This is a genomic window from Bacillus sp. AFS012607 (genome assembly GCF_002558005.1).
GTDB lineage: Bacteria > Bacillota > Bacilli > Bacillales > Bacillaceae_G > Bacillus_A > Bacillus_A thuringiensis_S.
In genome coordinates this window covers 306,151-322,183 of record NZ_NTVM01000012.1, presented here as the reverse complement: position 1 = coordinate 322,183, position 16,033 = coordinate 306,151, and the positions used below count along the sequence as shown (strand labels likewise).

Sequence of the window (16,033 nt, the reverse complement as noted above, 5' to 3'; positions counted from 1 at the left end):
AAGAAGCAGCTATTGCTGCTTCTTTTTTTATGACTCAAATAGATGATGGAATAATCGATCGCGATTTTCAAAGAAAAGTTTCGTCGTTTGATAATGCTCGGTTTCTTCTAATGTGGATTCGTGAATCCCCTCTTGTGTTAAAGAGTATATAGTAGATTCAGGGTAAGCCATTAAAATAGGAGAATGCGTCGCAATAACAAATTGTGAACCTTGTTCAGCTAGTTCGTGCATTCGAATGAGCATGGAAAGTTGTCTCATCGGTGATAGAGCTGCCTCAGGCTCATCTAAAATGTATAAACCTTGTCCTGAAAAACGATTCATAAATAAGGAAAAGAATGATTCACCGTGTGATTGTTCGTGTAGTGAAACGCCGCCGTAAGATTTTATAGCATCTATTTCATCAATATAAGAAGCAACGTTATAAAATGATTCAGCGCGAAGAAAGAAACCGTCGTTTGGTGTATTGAAACTTTTTGAAATTCGAAGGTATTCATGTAAAGATGAATGTGAATCGTTTGTGCTAAAGCGGAAATTCTTCGTTCCACCTTCTGCATTAAAACCTAACGCAATTGCAATTCCTTCAAGTAATGTTGATTTACCCGTTCCGTTTTCTCCAATAATGAATGTTACATTTGGATGGAAAGCTAGTGATTGTAATGTTCGGATAGCGGGTAAGCAGTAAGGATATGCGGAAAAACTAGGGATATTTTCTTTTTTTAATGTGACATTTTGTAAAAAGGGTACGTCAATCAATATATAAACCTCAATTCATAACGGATTTTGAATCTAAAAAGGCAGCAAATACAAGTGTTAATAACACCTGAATCCCTTCTTGTTTTCTGAATATTTATGTGGATTATATCATTTAAACTATCATATTCCAATGTGAAAATAAATATTGCATGAAGTTCCATTCTCTCGTTATGATATATGGTATTCTACTGAAAATGTGAGAAGGAGTTAAAGTATGCCGTTTACATTTGCACATCCAGCAGCAGTTCTTCCTTTTGCGAAAAAGCATTCTAAATATATGTCAGTAACGGCTCTTATATTAGGTAGTATGGCGCCTGACTTTGAATATTTTTTACACTTTAGACCGTATGGTGTTATTGGGCATACGTGGCTTGGGTTCTTATATTTAAATTTACCACTTGTCTTCTTATTAGCATACATATATCATTACATTTTAAAAAAGTCTTTTATAACACATTTACCTAAGCCATTTGCTGGCTACTATACATATGCAGTAGACAAGGGGTGGGGTCTTCATACATGGAAGGATCTTTTTGTATTTTGTTATTCAGCATTATTCGGTATGTTAACGCATGTTGTTTGGGATGCATTCACTCATAAGACAGGCTATTTTGTTATGAAAATACCATTATTGCAAAGAGAATGGTACGGTATCTCTGTTTATAAATATATGCAACATGGAAGTACATGTATTGGTTTTCTATTATTAGCATACGTTTTATGGAAGCATAGAAATGAAATGGGTAAAGACTTTATTTTAGCTTCGGAAAAAAGAAAGTATTGGATTTCAGTAATTGTTGTGGCAACTATTATATTTATCGTGTATGTGTTCCTAGATCCCTATTTTCATATTTTCCAAATTGGAGGTATAATAGTATCTGGACTGACAAGTTCATTTTGTGGACTTTTCATTGTTTCTATAGTTTACAAAGCAAGGGATTAATTTTATATTCATGAATGATAGCGTTAGGAGAAATGAAATGATGAAAGCATGGAAAAGTATTTTTGTTTTATGTAGTTTTCTTCTTATGTTAAGTGGTTGCTTCCATCAAGAAGAAAAGAAAGCTGAACCGAAGAAGAAAGAATCTATTCCTGAAACAAAAGAATATGGTGGGCGTGAGCTGAAAAAAGTAGGACAAAAAGTGAAAGAAACAGGCTGGGGTACTTTCATGTTAGAGCAGATGCATTCTGTGAATCAAACATTTGAAGTAGCGCCAATGAAAATTCACGTACAAGATGTGAAAGTAATCTCTTTATCACAGATGAGTGAAAAGGCAAAAAATACATTGAAAGTATACACGGCACTAACTCCTGAAGAAGTAAAACGTAGATTAGGGGATAAAGTAAGCCAAGAAGATGCAGAATTATATGCATCGCTAAGTGGAACAGAGATTAGTAATACAATTCGTTACGTTGAGATTACATATAAAGTGGAGAATAGCGGAAATAAAAATATGCAATTTTTCTCTATGAATGATGTTATAATTAATGGTAAGCAACATTTTAAAGTAGCGACTCAAAACTTTTTATATGACGAAGATACGTTAGTTGGTACAAAAAATGTATCAAGAGAAGACTATAAGCCTGGTGAAACAAGAGATGGGATTATTGGTTTAATACTTGACGATGGAAAAGACAAGGTAAAGGATATTCAGTTTATAACTGATGATTTACTTGCAGGAGATTCAGAAACACAAGATGTTGTAAAAGAGCCACAAACGTTTAATATCTCACTTTCGGAGTAATGTGTTTTTAAAATAATGTAAGACAAAACAGTCAGCACTCAAAAGATTATGCTGACTGTTTTTTTATTTCTTTTATGTATGAATCTACATTTTGAAAAGGTACCTTAATTTTAAACGCATCTTTTTGTTTATTAAATTGCTTTTCATTATAGGGACCGAAACGTTTATTGTGCTTTACGTCAATAATCCAATAATGTTCACTTTTTTTATTTGCAATTGCTGCGTCAGGGTTATTTGGATCTGATTTTTCCTCAGTTTGTTTTGCAATAATGTATTTATCATCCCAAGCAATGTCTGTAATTTTTGCAGGGATGTATTGTGTGGCATATACAGCATCTTGCGAGGGGAAAAGTTCAAATGCATTTCCAGAAGTACGTATGAGCTCGTATTCATCGTTAACCGTATAAGTTAAGTGACTTGTGTTTCCTGTACAACCAGTTAATAGGAAGGCGACGAATAGGATTATCCATTTTTTCAATATGGGAACCTCCTTTATAATGCTATTGTAACAAATTGTACAAGAAAAGTAAGAGAAACGCTAGTTTACAATGTTTTTTAGAAGTGGTACGATGAGACGGGTAAAGAAGGATATGAAGGAGTCGACATAAAATGAAGTTAAAGATGCATCGTCCAGCGCTTGTAATGAATCGCATAGGTGCTTCCCTAATTGACATGTTTTTAATCTCGGTTATGTATGGTGCAGTAGTAGCTATTATGACCGGAAACTATAGTGCTATGTTTAAGCGCTTTAATATAAGTTTAGGTGATTTTAGATATGATTTCGCAGTAGTTTTCATATTAATGGCGATATATTTTATTGTGTTACCCTTTATTTGGAACGGTGTTACACTTGGCAAAAAGGTAACGAGAATAAAATTAATTTCATTGAAGAGTGAAAAGCTAACGTTGCAAACATTAATTATAAGATTTTTTGTATTGTTATTGCCGAACGTATTGCTATTAGGAATTCCATTAATATGTAACGTATATATGATGTTGTTCCGCAAAGACAATTGCGGTTTTCAGGACTTAATTACAAAGACGAAAGTAATAAGTCTTGTATAATGAAAAAAGACCTTTTTATCCATAAAATAAGAAGGTCTTTTTTTGTTATACTACAATTTATGTAATAATATCATTTTGGGTTTTAATAGATTGAAAATTAAGAAAATTTTATAATGATTAAAATAATATCTTTATATAATAAGGGGGAAATTGAAATGACTGGAGGTAGTGTAATCTTTTGGGGGATTTTAATTTTCATCGGTTTAGTTTTCGATCAGCGTAATAGTAGGAAAAAAGAAGGAGTAAAAAAGTAATCGCTTACAAACGAATGAGCAATTTTTCTTGCTTGCAGATTAATCTTATAAAGGAGTATACTGAATGACGGTAAGACTTATAGAAGGGGTAATGAAAATGAAGCTTGCAGGAAAAGTTGCTATCGTAACTGGCGGTGGCATCGGTATTGGACGTAATACAGCTCTTTTGTTGGCTAAACAAGGCGCAAAAGTTATTGTGACGGACATTGATCAAGAGAGTGGACAAGCAACAGTGGAGGAAATTATGAATCTAGGCGGAGAGGCACTTTTTGTATCCTATGATATGGGAAAGCAAGGAGATTGGCAACGCGTTATTAGCATTACTTTGAATGCATTCAGTCGCATTGATATGCTTTTTCAAAATGGTGGTTTATATAAAATAGATTCTATTTTTTCTCGCCAACAAGAGAACGATTCCAATGTACTTTGTATTAATGACGTTTGGATAGAGATAAAACAATTAACGTCATCTTTTATGAAACAGCAAGAAGAAGTGGTGCTTAGTGATTTACCGATTTTCGGTATTATTAGCACGAAAGGACAATCATTTCATACAGTAGAAGCCCTAGTATAATAATGAAAACCGCCCTCAATATATGTGGACGGTTTTTTTGTATGTTATATAGAAGGAAATTTCTTTAGCGAATACGTTGTTCTGTTTGGCTGTCAAAGAAATGCGCTTTATTTAAATCAAATGCCAATTTAATTTGATCTCCAGGTGAGAATATATGTCGTGCATCAACACGTGCTGCAAAATCTTGATTTCCAAGTTTCATATATAAAATAGATTCAGCACCTAACAATTCAGCAACTTCAATTTTTGTTGTGAAAGTAGTAGATTGTGAAGCTTCTAAAAATAGTAGTTCATCATGAATGTCCTCCGGGCGAATACCTAAAACAATTTCCTTATTTACATAGCCTTGTTCACGTAGCATCTTCATTTTTCCTTCAGATACTTTGATTTTTATGGTATTGTCTATAACGAAATCGGTTTCAGTCAATTTACCACGAAAGAAGTTCATCGCTGGTGACCCGATAAATCCACCCACGAAAATGTTTTCTGGTGTTTCATATACTTCTTTTGGAGTTCCAATTTGTTGAATCTTTCCATCCTTCATAACGACAAGACGCGAAGCCATAGTCATTGCTTCTGTTTGGTCATGTGTTACATAAATTGTTGTTGTTCCAAGGCGATGATGTAGCTTAGAAATTTCTGAGCGCATTGCAACACGGAGTTTAGCATCTAAGTTTGATAATGGTTCATCCATTAAGAAAACTTTTGCATCTCGAACGATTGCTCTACCTAACGCAACACGTTGGCGTTGTCCACCTGATAATGCTTTCGGTTTTCTATCTAAATATTGTTCAAGCCCTAAAATTTTTGCTGCATCTTTCACACGACGATCGATTTCATCTTTTGGTATTTTTCGAAGTTTTAATCCAAATGCCATATTATCATATACACTCATATGTGGATAAAGAGCGTAGTTTTGGAAGACCATTGCGATATCTCGATCTTTTGGAGGAACATCATTCATTAGTTTACCATCAATTGAAAACTCGCCTTTTGAAATATCTTCGAGTCCAGCTACCATTCGTAATGTTGTAGATTTTCCGCATCCAGAAGGACCGACAAATACGATAAATTCTTTATCTTGAATGTGTAAATTAAAATCGGTTACAGCTGTTACGTTATTATCATATATCTTATAAATATTTTCTAATTTAAGTTCTGCCATGGTATTTCCCCCTAGAAATAATTATGCAAACGTTTTCTTTGAGTTCATTATAAACGAATAGATTCAAAAAATAAATAAAAAAATAAAACGTTTTCATTTATTGAAGAGTTATTAGTAATTTTCGTATGTTTTCTTAGAAAAAGAACAATAAAAATTGTAAGCGCTATTTTAAATTGAGATAGAATCTGTTATCATTCATTAATGAAAACGTTTGCGCCTTAAAAAAGAGAAAAATGAATTATGAATGAAATGGGGTAGCATAATGGAAAAACAATGGTGGAAAGAAAGCGTAGTATATCAAATTTATCCTCGTAGCTTTATGGATAGTAACGGTGATGGTATAGGAGATCTTCAAGGGATTATTTCAAAGCTAGATTATTTAAAAGAGTTAGGGATTGATGTGATTTGGTTATCACCAGTCTATGAATCTCCAAATGATGATAATGGTTATGATATAAGCGATTATTGTAAGATTATGAACGAGTTCGGAACAATGGAAGATTGGGATGAGCTATTACATGAAATGCATGAACGTAATATGAAATTGATGATGGATTTAGTTGTTAATCATACATCTGATGAACATAAGTGGTTTATTGAATCACGTAAATCAAAAGATAATAAATATAGAGATTACTATATATGGCGTCCTGGAAAAGAAGGGAAAGAACCGAACAACTGGGGAGCTGCTTTTAGTGGGTCTGCATGGAAGTACGATGAAATGACGGATGAATATTATTTACATCTGTTTTCTAAAAAACAGCCGGATTTAAACTGGGATAATGAAAAGGTAAGACAAGATGTTTATGAGATGATGAAGTTTTGGTTAGAAAAAGGAATTGATGGATTCCGCATGGATGTGATCAATTTTATTTCTAAAGAAGAAGGATTACCAACTGTTGAAACAGATGAAGATGGCTATGTTTCAGGTCATAAACATTTTATGAACGGTCCAAACATTCATAAATATTTGCATGAAATGAATGAGGAAGTATTATCGCATTATGATATTATGACGGTTGGTGAGATGCCAGGTGTAACGACAGAAGAAGCCAAATTGTATACTGGAGAAGAACGAAAAGAGTTGCAAATGGTATTCCAATTTGAACATATGGATTTAGATTCAGGAGAAGGTGGAAAGTGGGATGTAAAACCATGCTCACTTCTTACTTTAAAAGAGAATTTGACAAAGTGGCAAAAAGCATTAGAGCATACCGGATGGAATAGCCTTTATTGGAATAACCATGATCAGCCTCGCGTTGTATCTCGTTTTGGTAACGATGGAATGTATCGCATTGAATCAGCAAAAATGTTAGCGACAGTTCTTCATATGATGAAGGGAACGCCATATATTTATCAAGGTGAAGAAATCGGAATGACGAACGTTCGATTCCAATCAATTGATGAATATCGAGATATTGAAACGTTAAATATGTATAAAGAAAAAGTGATAGACCATGGTGAAGATATAGAAAAAGTAATGGAGTCTATTTATATAAAGGGTCGTGATAATGCTAGAACTCCGATGCAGTGGGATGATCAGAATCACGCTGGATTTACAACAGGTGAACCTTGGATTACTGTAAATCCTAACTATAAAGAGATTAATGTGAAACAAGCAATCCAAGATGAAGGTTCAATTTTTTATTACTATAAGAAATTAATTGAGCTACGCAAAAATAATGAAATAGTTGTATATGGATCATATGATTTAATATTAGAGAATAATCCTTCTGTTTTTGCTTATGTAAGAACATATGGAGACCAAAAACTACTTGTTATTGCAAACTTTACTGCGGATGAAAGTGTATTTGAAATGCCTGAGGATATTAGTTATAGTGAATCAGAATTATTTATACACAATTACGATGTAGAAATCGGATCGATAGATAACATTACATTACGTCCGTATGAAGCGATAGTATTCAAATTGAAATAAGAAAAATCCTTATGCCACCTTGGCATAAGGATTTTTTGGATTACCATTTTAATATGGAGAATCCATATGGAGGAAGTGTAACTTGTAATACACTTGCTTCCGCTGAAAATTCTTCATTTGTATAAATGTTAATTATTTTCTTACCAGTAACATGAAGAGGGAGTGAAACTGTAACTTCACTATTAGTAGGGTTTAAAACGAAAAAGATAGTTTCATCCTCATATGTTTTCGTATAAGAAATATAATTATGTTCATCATTTGCTTCGATGAATTGAAAAGTACCATGTCCTCCAAAAGCTTCATGTTGTTTTCGTAATGAAATCAATGTTTGTATATGTGTAAATAATGCATGATCTTGTTCTTTAGTATCCCAAATCATACATTTACGGCAATCGGGGTCCATACCACCATCCATGCCGATTTCATCTCCGTAATAAATGCATGGAGAACCGATGAAAGAAAGATGGAATACATAGAGCAATTTCAACTTATTTTTATCTCCGTTGCATGTTGTTAAAATTCTTGGAGTATCATGGCTATCTAATAAATGAAAGGCTGCTTCATTTACATTCATAGAGTAGGAATGTAGAGATTCTGTAATTTGCTTCATGAACTCACTTGCTTTAATGGAATCGTTAGCAAAGTAAGAAAGTAGAGCGTTTGTAACAGGGTAGCTCATGACAGCATCAAATTGATCGCCTTGTAGCCATGGAAGGGCATCGTGCCAAATTTCTCCCAAAATATATACTTCAGGATTTAATGTCTTTATTTCAGTTCGGAATTCTCTCCAAAAATTGTGATCGACTTCATTTGCGACATCAAGGCGCCAGCCATCTATATTAAATTCTCGTACCCAATAACGTCCTACTTCAAGTAAGTATTCTTTTACATCTGGATGAGCTGTATTTAATTTAGGCATATACGGTGTAAAGGCGAAAGTATCATAATTTGGAAGTGGCTCGGTTATAATTGGGAATTCATGAATGTGGAACCACTCTTTATATGCGGACTTCTCACCGTTCTCTAGTACGTCTTGAAATTTCTCGAAAAAGTATCCACTATGATTAAACACAGCATCGAGCATTACTTTTATACCGTGCTTATGACATTCTTCAACGAGCTCTTTGAAAGTTTCTTTCGTCCCAAATTGTGGATCAATTTCCATATAGTCAATTGTGTCATATTTATGGTTTGAATGAGCTTTGAAAATAGGTGTGAAATATATTCCGGAAATGCCAAGCTTAACAAGGTAATCAAGGTTTTGAATAACACCAGAAAAATCTCCGCCGAAAAAATTAGTTGGAGTTGGATTCGCACTTCCCCAAGGAAGGGTGTTTTCTGGATTCAGCGTACTATCGCCATTAGCGAATCGCTCAGGGAAAATCTGATACCAAATGGTGTCTTTAATCCAAGATGGTGCTTTGAATACATCATCTGCATGAATAAATGGAAAACAGAAAAAGTTACCAACATCATCATTTGGAATGTTAGAAAAGAATCCTCGCTCTGTATAAATAAGAGTGTCTGTTTCAGATTTTAATTCAAACCCATAACGTAAGCGCTTAAATTTGGGTTCGATTGAAATGGACCAATAATCAAATAATGCAGTAGAACCCGTTTTTTTCATGGGTGTACTTGATGATATCCATTTCCCGTCTTTCCATTCGTAAGGATCACCGTAAATAAGATCGGCGCTTTGAATATCATCTCTCTTAGTACGTACTCGGATGTGAATTGTTTGTTCATCATAAGCGTATGCATAATTATCTTTCGGCCTATGATAAATGGCTTCTTTAAACATATAGAAAATCCCCCTTCAATATCTCTATACATAGTATTCCCTTAAGTGTAATAATAAAGCCTATATTGCAAACGATTGCCTTTCTCGTAGCTTTAATATTGCTTATAAGAGTAGTATTCATTTCATATAAAGTCAATGTATAAAGAGTATAATGACATAATTTTTAAATTAATATTTGCAAAATGAATAAAAGAATGTATAATGATAGACAAATAGCGCAAACGTTTTCATAGACTTGGGATATTGTTTGCGCTTCAATTAAACTATTAAATGCAAACGTTTTCAGTTACTGAGGTACATAGACAATTTAGGGAGGTTTTTGGGATGAAGAAAGCATTATCATTATTAACGGTTTCAGCATTATCTATTGGTATGTTATCTGCATGTGGACCGAAAGATTCAGGGAAAAAAGAGGAAAGTAAAGCGAAAAAAGACTATGACCTTCTTGTTTGGGAAGATGAGAAAAAAGGTGTGGGTCTAGAGCCAGCGGTGAAAAGTTTTGAAAAGAAATATAATGTGAAAGTAAAAGTTGAAGAGGTTCAGATGACGAAACAAATAGAAAAACTTCGTCTCGACGGTCCAGCTGGCACAGGGCCAGATGTTGTAACATTGCCACATGATCATATTGGTAATGCGGTAACAGAAGGGCTACTTTCAGAAGTGAAAGTAGATGATACAGTAAAAAGTAAATTTACAGATTTATCAATAGAAGCACAAACATATAACGGAAAAATATACGGTTTACCAAAAGCGATTGAAACACCAATCTTTATTTATAATAAAAAAATGATGCAAAAAGCACCCGAAACGATGGATGAACTGTTTAACTTCTCAAAAGACTTTATGAAAGATGGAAAATACGGATTTTTAGCATTAGGAGATAACTTCTACTTTGCTAATGCATTTATGGCAGGTATGGGTGGTTATGTATTTGGTGAAAAAGATGGAAAGCCAAATGCAAATGATATTGGATTAAATAATAGCGGTGCGGTACAAGGTGCTGAATATATTCAAAAATGGTACAAAGAAAAGTTATTCCCGAAAGGTATTATCGGTGAATCTGGTGGTTCAGCTGCAGATGGATTGTTTAATGAAGGAAAAGCAGCATCTATTATGAATGGTCCATGGGCATTCCAAGCGATGGAAAAGGCTGGAATAGATTATGGTGTTGCTCCAATGCCGAAATTACCAAATGGTCAACCGATGAAAACGTTCGTTGGTGTAAAAGGATGGCATGTAACAAGCTTCTCTAAACAAAATGATTTAGCTACAAAATTTACTGAGTGGGTTACAAATGAAGAAAATGCTAAAATTCGCTTTGAGAAAACGAAAGAAATTCCACCAGTAAAATCAGTAATGGAAGATCCAATCATTAAAGAAAATGAGGCTGCAAAAGCGGTTGCGACGCAATCGGAAAATGGAATTCCAATGCCGAATATTCCAGAAATGCAGGAAGTTTGGAAACCAGCTGGGGATGCGCTTCAATTAGTTGTATCAGATAAAGAAGCACCAAAATCCGCACTTGATAGTGCAGTGAAACAAATTAAAGGTAATATTGAGGCAAATCATAGTAAGAAAAAATAAGGTGAAATTCGTGCCTCTAATATGAGGGGCACGAATTCTCTCCCTTCCATGTGGGAAGAAAAAAGGGGGAAGGAACATGCAAAAATCTATGGAACCTGCAAAGGGGTTAAACCATTCAAAGCATAGGAAAATGGCAACCGTGTTATCAATCATTCCGGGCATGGGCCAAATATATAATAAACAATTTGTAAAAGGTCTTATTTTTCTAGTATTAACAGGTTCATTTATTGTAGCCTTTGCTGATTTATTAAATATGGGATTATGGGGCATTGTAACGCTCGGTACAGAAGTTCCACGTGACCATTCTGTCTTTCTATTAGTAGAAGGGATCTTGGCACTTATCGTTATCGCGTTTGGGCTCGGCATATATGCATTTAACTTATATGATGCATATCAAAATGGAAAGAAACGTGATATAGGAACACCGTTAAATTCTGTAAAAGAGCAATACCGTAATTTGTTAGATCAAGGCTTTCCTTATTTAATGGTTTCACCAGGTTTTCTACTACTTATCTTTGTTGTCGTATTTCCAATCATCTTCGTAATTTTAATTGGATTTACAAACTATGATTTATATCATTCTCCTCCAGCTAAATTAGTAGATTGGGTGGGTTTTAAAAACTTTATTGATATTTTCACATTACCGATGTGGAGAGATACATTTTTAAGTGTATTTTCTTGGACTGTCATTTGGACATTCGTTGCAACAACATTACAAGTTGCACTTGGTATTTTTTTAGCGATTATCGTAAATCAGCCTGGTATTAAAGGTAAGGCAATTATTCGAACAATCTTTATTTTACCGTGGGCTGTTCCAGCATTCGTATCTATTCTTGTATTTGCTGGTATGTTTAATGAAACATTTGGAGCAATTAATAACCAAGTATTAGCTTTATTCGGGATTGAAAAGATTGCTTGGATGACAGACCCGTTTTGGTCAAAGATTGCTTTAATTATGATTCAAACATGGCTTGGTTTCCCGTTCGTCTTTGCAATGACAACAGGTATATTGCAATCGATTCCAGGAGAATTATATGAAGCGGCTACAGTAGATGGAGCAACTGCTTGGCAACAGTTCCGCAAAATTACATTGCCACTTGTGTTATATGCAACAGCGCCAATATTAATTACGCAATATACGTTTAACTTTAATAATTTTAGTATTATTTATCTATTTAATAACGGAGGACCTGCTGTGTCTGGACAAAATGCAGGTGGAACGGATATTTTAATTTCATGGATCTATAAGTTAACGATGACTTCGGCTCAGTACGGAAAAGCAGCAGCTCTTACAATGATTTTATCGTTAATTGTTATTACAGTTGCGTTATGGCAATTTAAGAGAACAAAATCATTCCAAGAAGAGGATATGATGTAAATGAATATTAAACGACAAAAGATGCTACGTCTTTCATTAAGTTATTTAGTTATCTTCATAATGTGTGCGATTATTTTCTATCCATTACTATGGATAATTGGCTCATCGTTTAATCCAGGGGATAGTTTATCTGGGTCAAGTATTATTCCGAAAAATGCCACATTAGATCATTATCGCAAGCTACTTGATCTCGATTCAAGTAATTACTTACTTTGGTATAAAAATACTTTGAAAGTTAGCGTAATGACGATGATTTTCTCTGTACTAGCCATTAGTTTTACTGCTTATGCATTTTCGAGATATCGTTTTGTTGGAAGAAAGAATGGTTTATTAACATTTTTAATTTTGCAAATGATCCCGAATTTTGCAGCGTTAATCGCACTATATATATTAGCTCAGTTAACAGGATTACTTGATACACATCTTGCATTAATTTTAATTTATGTGGGCGGAGCAATTCCGATGAATACATGGCTTATGAAAGGGTATTTTGATACGATTCCGAAAGAGTTGGATGAATCAGCTCGAATGGATGGAGCAGGGCATTTCCGTATTTTCTGGCAAATCATTATGCCACTTGCAAAGCCAATCGTAGCGGTTGTAGCGTTATTTACTTTCATTGGTCCATTTACAGATTTCATTTTAGCGAGTATTATTTTGCGAACACCAGAAAATTATACTTTGGCAGTTGGATTATATGAAATGGTTGCGAAGAAATTCGGTAATGAATTTACAACGTTTGCAGCGGGTTCTGTGTTAATTGCGATCCCGATTTCAATTTTATTCCTATCACTACAAAAATATTTTGTTTCCGGTTTAACAGCTGGAGGTACGAAAGGATGAAAAATGGGACATTACGTCCCATTTTTCTTTTCATCTCCCTATAAATAACTTTATAGGGAGATGAAAAGAGATTTGACATCACATGTGAAAAGATGTCAAATAAATAGTATATTATAGTATAGGAAAAAATAGCTATATCCCTTACAATACATGAAGAGGGAGAATAGGATTAGTTTTGCAAGATATAAGAAATAAAAGTTTATGACTTGCAATGAGTGCGAGATAAAATATATGAAAAATGGCAGAGAAATGAGAGGAGGGGGATTTTTATGACAGTTACAATTAAAGATGTGGCGAAGCAAGCGAATGTTGCACCATCAACAGTTTCTCGTGTAATTGCTGATAATCCAAGTATAAGTGAAAAGACAAAGCGCCGTGTTAGGAAAGTAATGAGTGAATTAGGGTATCATCCTAATTTAAATGCGAGAAATCTTGCGAACCAAACGACGAAAACACTTGGTCTTGTTATGCCAAGTTCTGCAAGTAAAGCTTTTCAAAATCCATTTTTCCCAGAAGTTATAAGAGGGATTAGTTCATTTGCACACGTAGAAGGTTATGCGCTTTACATGTCGACAGGTGAAACGGAAGAAGAAATTTTTAATGGTGTTGTAAAGATGGTACAGGGACGCCAAATTGGTGGCATTATTCTTTTATATTCAAGAGAGAATGATCGGATTATTCAATATTTACATGAACAAAATTTCCCGTTTGTTTTAATAGGAAAACCATATGATCGAAAAGATGAAATTACATATGTAGATAATGACAATTATACAGCTGCAAGAGAAGTGGCAGAATATTTAATTTCATTAGGGCATAAGCAAATCGCGTTCATTGGTGGTGGTTCAGATTTACTTGTAACGAGAGATCGTTTAGCTGGTATGAGTGATGCCTTGAAATTAGCAGACATTGTATTACCAAAAGAATATATTTTACATTTTGATTTTTCGAGGGAAAGTGGTCAACAAGCGGTTGAGGAATTAATGGGACTGCAGCAACCGCCGACGGCAATTATGGCAACGGATGACTTAATTGGACTTGGTGTGTTAAGTGCTCTTTCTAAAAAAGGATTCGTTGTACCGAAGGATGTTTCTATTGTAAGCTTTAATAATGCTTTATTATCAGAAATTGCGAGCCCTCCACTTTCGACAGTTGATGTGAATATTTATCAGCTGGGATATGAGGGAGCAAAAGCTTTAGTTGATAAAGTAGAGAATGCAGAATCCACTGCAAAGTGTATCATTATTCCTCATAAATTACTAAAACGTCAAACTTGTGATCATTATGCATAAAAAAGCTAAGAGTTTAACTCTTAGCTTTTTTCTTTAGAAAGGCTTCTAATCGGTCGCAGCCTTCTTTTAAAGTTTCAATACTATACGCATAGGACAAGCGAAGGTAGCCTTCACCGTATTCAGAGAATGCTGTTCCAGGAACTACAGCTAGTCCAGCTTCTTTGACAAGATCAAGTGCAAAATCAAATGATGAAGATGTCAAATGACCAACATATGGGAATAAGTAAAATGCACCTGTTGGCTTTTCAACTGTTAATCCCATTTGAGTGAGTCTATTATATACGTAATCACGGCGTTTTTTATATTGGTGGCGCATCATTTTGGGTGCGTCTTTAGCTGCTGTTAATGCTTCAATTGCAGCGTATTGAGCGATTGAAGTAGCACACGTTACATTGTATTGATGAACTTTTAATATGTGTCCAGCTAAATAGCTTGGTGCAAATAAAAGTCCAACACGCCAGCCAGTCATAGAATGTGATTTAGATAAACCGTTAATGACAATTGTCTTTTCACGCATTTCTGGGAAATGAGCGATAGATGTGTGCTTTTGTTCATATACCAGCTCGCTATAAATTTCATCTGAAAGGACGAAAATATTTTTGTCTTTTAAAACATCTACAATATCTTTTAGTTCTTCTGTTGATAAAGTTACACCGGTCGGGTTAGAAGGATACGGTAGTACGATACATCTTGTTTTTTCTGTAATAGCATTTTTAAGCGCTTCAGCTGTTAAACGGAATCCAGTTTTACGAACATCTACAAAAATAGGTGTTGCACCGCATAATCGAATAATAGGTTCGTAACCTGGATAAATAGGAGCAGGTAAAATTACTTCTGTTCCTGGCTCTAAAATCGTTCGAAATGTAACATCAATTGCTTCGCTAGCACCGATTGTAACGATGGTTTCGTTTTCAGGTGAGTAATGTAAATCGTAGTTATCTTTTACGAAGTTACAAGCTGCCTTGCGTAATTCTAGTAAACCAGCGTTATGTGTATAGCTTGTATAGTTTTCTGTAATAGCCCGTTTTGCAGCTTCTTTTACGAGAGAAGGTGTAGGGAAATCGGGTTGTCCGATTGTTAAAGAAATCAAATTATCATAGTTTTGAATCATGTTAGAGAATTGACGGATTCCAGAAATTTGGATGTCCTTCACTCTAGGGTTAATGAATTGTTCCATTGTATCTCCCTTTCTTCCGTTTGAAAATTAAGTTCATTTTATCATATTTTCTATGATCGCGCTTTTTATATGTAATTTAGAAAGAGAGAGAAAAGAGAAAAAAGCCGCTATAAGCGACTTTTTAATATCCGTATTCCCAATCTATTTCATCTTCATTCCAGAGTACAGAGGATACCTTGCCAAGGTGAACAACTGATTCATTTACAGCACATGTGCAATTTTCATCTCCTGCTTTATGCTGTAATTCTTCATATACTGATTTTTCAACATTTTCTAGAACAACCAAATTTTCTTCTTTTAAAACAAGCGTAGTACCCGCCATATTTATCTTCCTCCTACTAAAGTAATGATCACTTATTTGTAAACATAGATAGTATGGATTATATGCTGTATTTTGCTATAGTTGTCCGTCTAAAAAAGTATTTTTATATTTTCTTTGTAATCCGTATTCATTGTATACTGC

The 16,033-nt window shown here is 34.4% G+C and carries 16 protein-coding genes; 10 read left to right on the top strand and 6 right to left on the bottom strand.

Annotation, left to right across the window (positions count from 1 at the left end; all coding sequences use genetic code 11):
- Nucleotides 1-27: 27 nt before the first annotated feature.
- Nucleotides 28-753: an AAA family ATPase gene (locus CN409_RS14995; protein ID WP_000568001.1), complete on the bottom strand. Its 726-nt coding sequence runs from the start codon at nt 751-753 to the stop codon at nt 28-30.
- Between the two features lie 214 nt (nt 754-967).
- Between CN409_RS14995 and CN409_RS14990 the strand changes: the two genes are divergently transcribed.
- On the top strand, nt 968-1,696 hold the full coding sequence (locus tag CN409_RS14990; protein WP_001116870.1) for a DUF4184 family protein: 729 nt from the start codon (nt 968-970) through the stop codon (nt 1,694-1,696).
- 37 nt (nt 1,697-1,733) lie between these two features.
- Nucleotides 1,734-2,498: a hypothetical protein gene (locus CN409_RS14985; RefSeq protein ID WP_000973902.1), complete on the top strand. Its 765-nt coding sequence runs from the start codon at nt 1,734-1,736 to the stop codon at nt 2,496-2,498.
- 46 nt (nt 2,499-2,544) lie between these two features.
- Here the strand turns inward: CN409_RS14985 and CN409_RS14980 are convergent, their stop codons facing one another.
- Nucleotides 2,545-2,976, bottom strand: coding sequence for a DUF3997 domain-containing protein (locus tag CN409_RS14980; RefSeq protein WP_000758794.1), 432 nt, complete (start codon nt 2,974-2,976; stop codon nt 2,545-2,547).
- Between the two features lie 131 nt (nt 2,977-3,107).
- Here CN409_RS14980 and CN409_RS14975 point away from each other — a divergent pair, with 131 nt between their 5' ends.
- From CN409_RS14975 to CN409_RS14965, 3 genes are all read left to right on the top strand, one after another.
- Nucleotides 3,108-3,563: an RDD family protein gene (locus CN409_RS14975; RefSeq protein ID WP_000769078.1), complete on the top strand. Its 456-nt coding sequence runs from the start codon at nt 3,108-3,110 to the stop codon at nt 3,561-3,563.
- A gap of 155 nt (nt 3,564-3,718) precedes the next feature.
- Nucleotides 3,719-3,817, top strand: coding sequence for a hypothetical protein (locus CN409_RS14970; RefSeq protein WP_000145659.1), 99 nt, complete (start codon nt 3,719-3,721; stop codon nt 3,815-3,817).
- A 64-nt stretch (nt 3,818-3,881) separates the two neighbouring features.
- The gene (locus tag CN409_RS14965; RefSeq protein WP_000218411.1) at nt 3,882-4,391 is read left to right on the top strand and encodes an SDR family NAD(P)-dependent oxidoreductase; all 510 of its coding nucleotides are present in this window, start codon (nt 3,882-3,884) and stop codon (nt 4,389-4,391) included.
- 64 nt (nt 4,392-4,455) lie between these two features.
- On the opposite strand, the gene CN409_RS14960 is transcribed toward CN409_RS14965, so the two are convergent.
- Complete coding sequence (locus CN409_RS14960; protein WP_000818934.1) at nt 4,456-5,556, bottom strand: ABC transporter ATP-binding protein; 1,101 nt, start codon at nt 5,554-5,556, stop codon at nt 4,456-4,458.
- 262 nt (nt 5,557-5,818) lie between these two features.
- Here CN409_RS14960 and malL point away from each other — a divergent pair, with 262 nt between their 5' ends.
- Complete coding sequence (gene malL, locus CN409_RS14955) at nt 5,819-7,495, top strand: oligo-1,6-glucosidase (RefSeq protein WP_000415169.1); 1,677 nt, start codon at nt 5,819-5,821, stop codon at nt 7,493-7,495.
- A gap of 40 nt (nt 7,496-7,535) precedes the next feature.
- Here malL and CN409_RS14950 read toward each other — a convergent pair whose 3' ends face one another.
- The gene (locus CN409_RS14950; protein WP_000471785.1) at nt 7,536-9,296 is read right to left on the bottom strand and encodes an alpha-glycosidase; all 1,761 of its coding nucleotides are present in this window, start codon (nt 9,294-9,296) and stop codon (nt 7,536-7,538) included.
- Nucleotides 9,297-9,620: 324 nt separating this feature from the next.
- Between CN409_RS14950 and CN409_RS14945 the strand changes: the two genes are divergently transcribed.
- The 4 genes from CN409_RS14945 (at nt 9,621) to malR (ending at nt 14,393) form a co-directional block, all read left to right on the top strand.
- Nucleotides 9,621-10,880 carry an extracellular solute-binding protein gene (locus CN409_RS14945; protein ID WP_097981372.1) on the top strand — a complete coding sequence of 420 codons (1,260 nt, stop codon included), beginning with the start codon at nt 9,621-9,623 and terminating at the stop codon, nt 10,878-10,880.
- Nucleotides 10,881-10,956: 76 nt separating this feature from the next.
- Nucleotides 10,957-12,258: a maltosaccharide ABC transporter permease MalC gene (gene malC, locus CN409_RS14940; protein ID WP_097981370.1), complete on the top strand. Its 1,302-nt coding sequence runs from the start codon at nt 10,957-10,959 to the stop codon at nt 12,256-12,258.
- Nucleotides 12,259-13,101 carry a maltosaccharide ABC transporter permease MalD gene (gene malD, locus CN409_RS14935; RefSeq protein ID WP_001022600.1) on the top strand — a complete coding sequence of 281 codons (843 nt, stop codon included), beginning with the start codon at nt 12,259-12,261 and terminating at the stop codon, nt 13,099-13,101.
- 269 nt (nt 13,102-13,370) lie between these two features.
- The gene (gene malR / locus CN409_RS14930) at nt 13,371-14,393 is read left to right on the top strand and encodes a maltose operon transcriptional repressor MalR (RefSeq protein WP_000219054.1); all 1,023 of its coding nucleotides are present in this window, start codon (nt 13,371-13,373) and stop codon (nt 14,391-14,393) included.
- Between the two features lie 13 nt (nt 14,394-14,406).
- On the opposite strand, the gene CN409_RS14925 is transcribed toward malR, so the two are convergent.
- Nucleotides 14,407-15,570, bottom strand: a complete 1,164-nt coding sequence (locus CN409_RS14925) for an aminotransferase A (RefSeq protein ID WP_000434586.1) — start codon at nt 15,568-15,570, stop codon at nt 14,407-14,409.
- A 121-nt stretch (nt 15,571-15,691) separates the two neighbouring features.
- Nucleotides 15,692-15,892: a hypothetical protein gene (locus CN409_RS14920; protein ID WP_000929277.1), complete on the bottom strand. Its 201-nt coding sequence runs from the start codon at nt 15,890-15,892 to the stop codon at nt 15,692-15,694.
- Nucleotides 15,893-16,033: the final 141 nt, after the last annotated feature.

Bases quoted from the DNA above. Each gene is read 5' to 3' on its own strand.
- CN409_RS14990 (WP_001116870.1), top strand. From the start codon at position 968: ATGCCGTTTACATTTGCACATCCAGCAGCAGTTCTTCCTTTTGCGAAA.
- CN409_RS14960 (WP_000818934.1), bottom strand. From the start codon at position 5,556: ATGGCAGAACTTAAATTAGAAAATATTTATAAGATATATGATAATAAC.
- CN409_RS14975 (WP_000769078.1), top strand. From the start codon at position 3,108: ATGAAGTTAAAGATGCATCGTCCAGCGCTTGTAATGAATCGCATAGGT.
- CN409_RS14950 (WP_000471785.1), bottom strand. From the start codon at position 9,296: ATGTTTAAAGAAGCCATTTATCATAGGCCGAAAGATAATTATGCATAC.
- CN409_RS14945 (WP_097981372.1), top strand. From the start codon at position 9,621: ATGAAGAAAGCATTATCATTATTAACGGTTTCAGCATTATCTATTGGT.
- malL (WP_000415169.1), top strand. From the start codon at position 5,819: ATGGAAAAACAATGGTGGAAAGAAAGCGTAGTATATCAAATTTATCCT.
- malR (WP_000219054.1), top strand. From the start codon at position 13,371: ATGACAGTTACAATTAAAGATGTGGCGAAGCAAGCGAATGTTGCACCA.
- CN409_RS14965 (WP_000218411.1), top strand. From the start codon at position 3,882: ATGACGGTAAGACTTATAGAAGGGGTAATGAAAATGAAGCTTGCAGGA.
- CN409_RS14920 (WP_000929277.1), bottom strand. From the start codon at position 15,892: ATGGCGGGTACTACGCTTGTTTTAAAAGAAGAAAATTTGGTTGTTCTA.
- CN409_RS14970 (WP_000145659.1), top strand. From the start codon at position 3,719: ATGACTGGAGGTAGTGTAATCTTTTGGGGGATTTTAATTTTCATCGGT.
- CN409_RS14925 (WP_000434586.1), bottom strand. From the start codon at position 15,570: ATGGAACAATTCATTAACCCTAGAGTGAAGGACATCCAAATTTCTGGA.
- malC (WP_097981370.1), top strand. From the start codon at position 10,957: ATGCAAAAATCTATGGAACCTGCAAAGGGGTTAAACCATTCAAAGCAT.
- malD (WP_001022600.1), top strand. From the start codon at position 12,259: ATGAATATTAAACGACAAAAGATGCTACGTCTTTCATTAAGTTATTTA.
- CN409_RS14985 (WP_000973902.1), top strand. From the start codon at position 1,734: ATGATGAAAGCATGGAAAAGTATTTTTGTTTTATGTAGTTTTCTTCTT.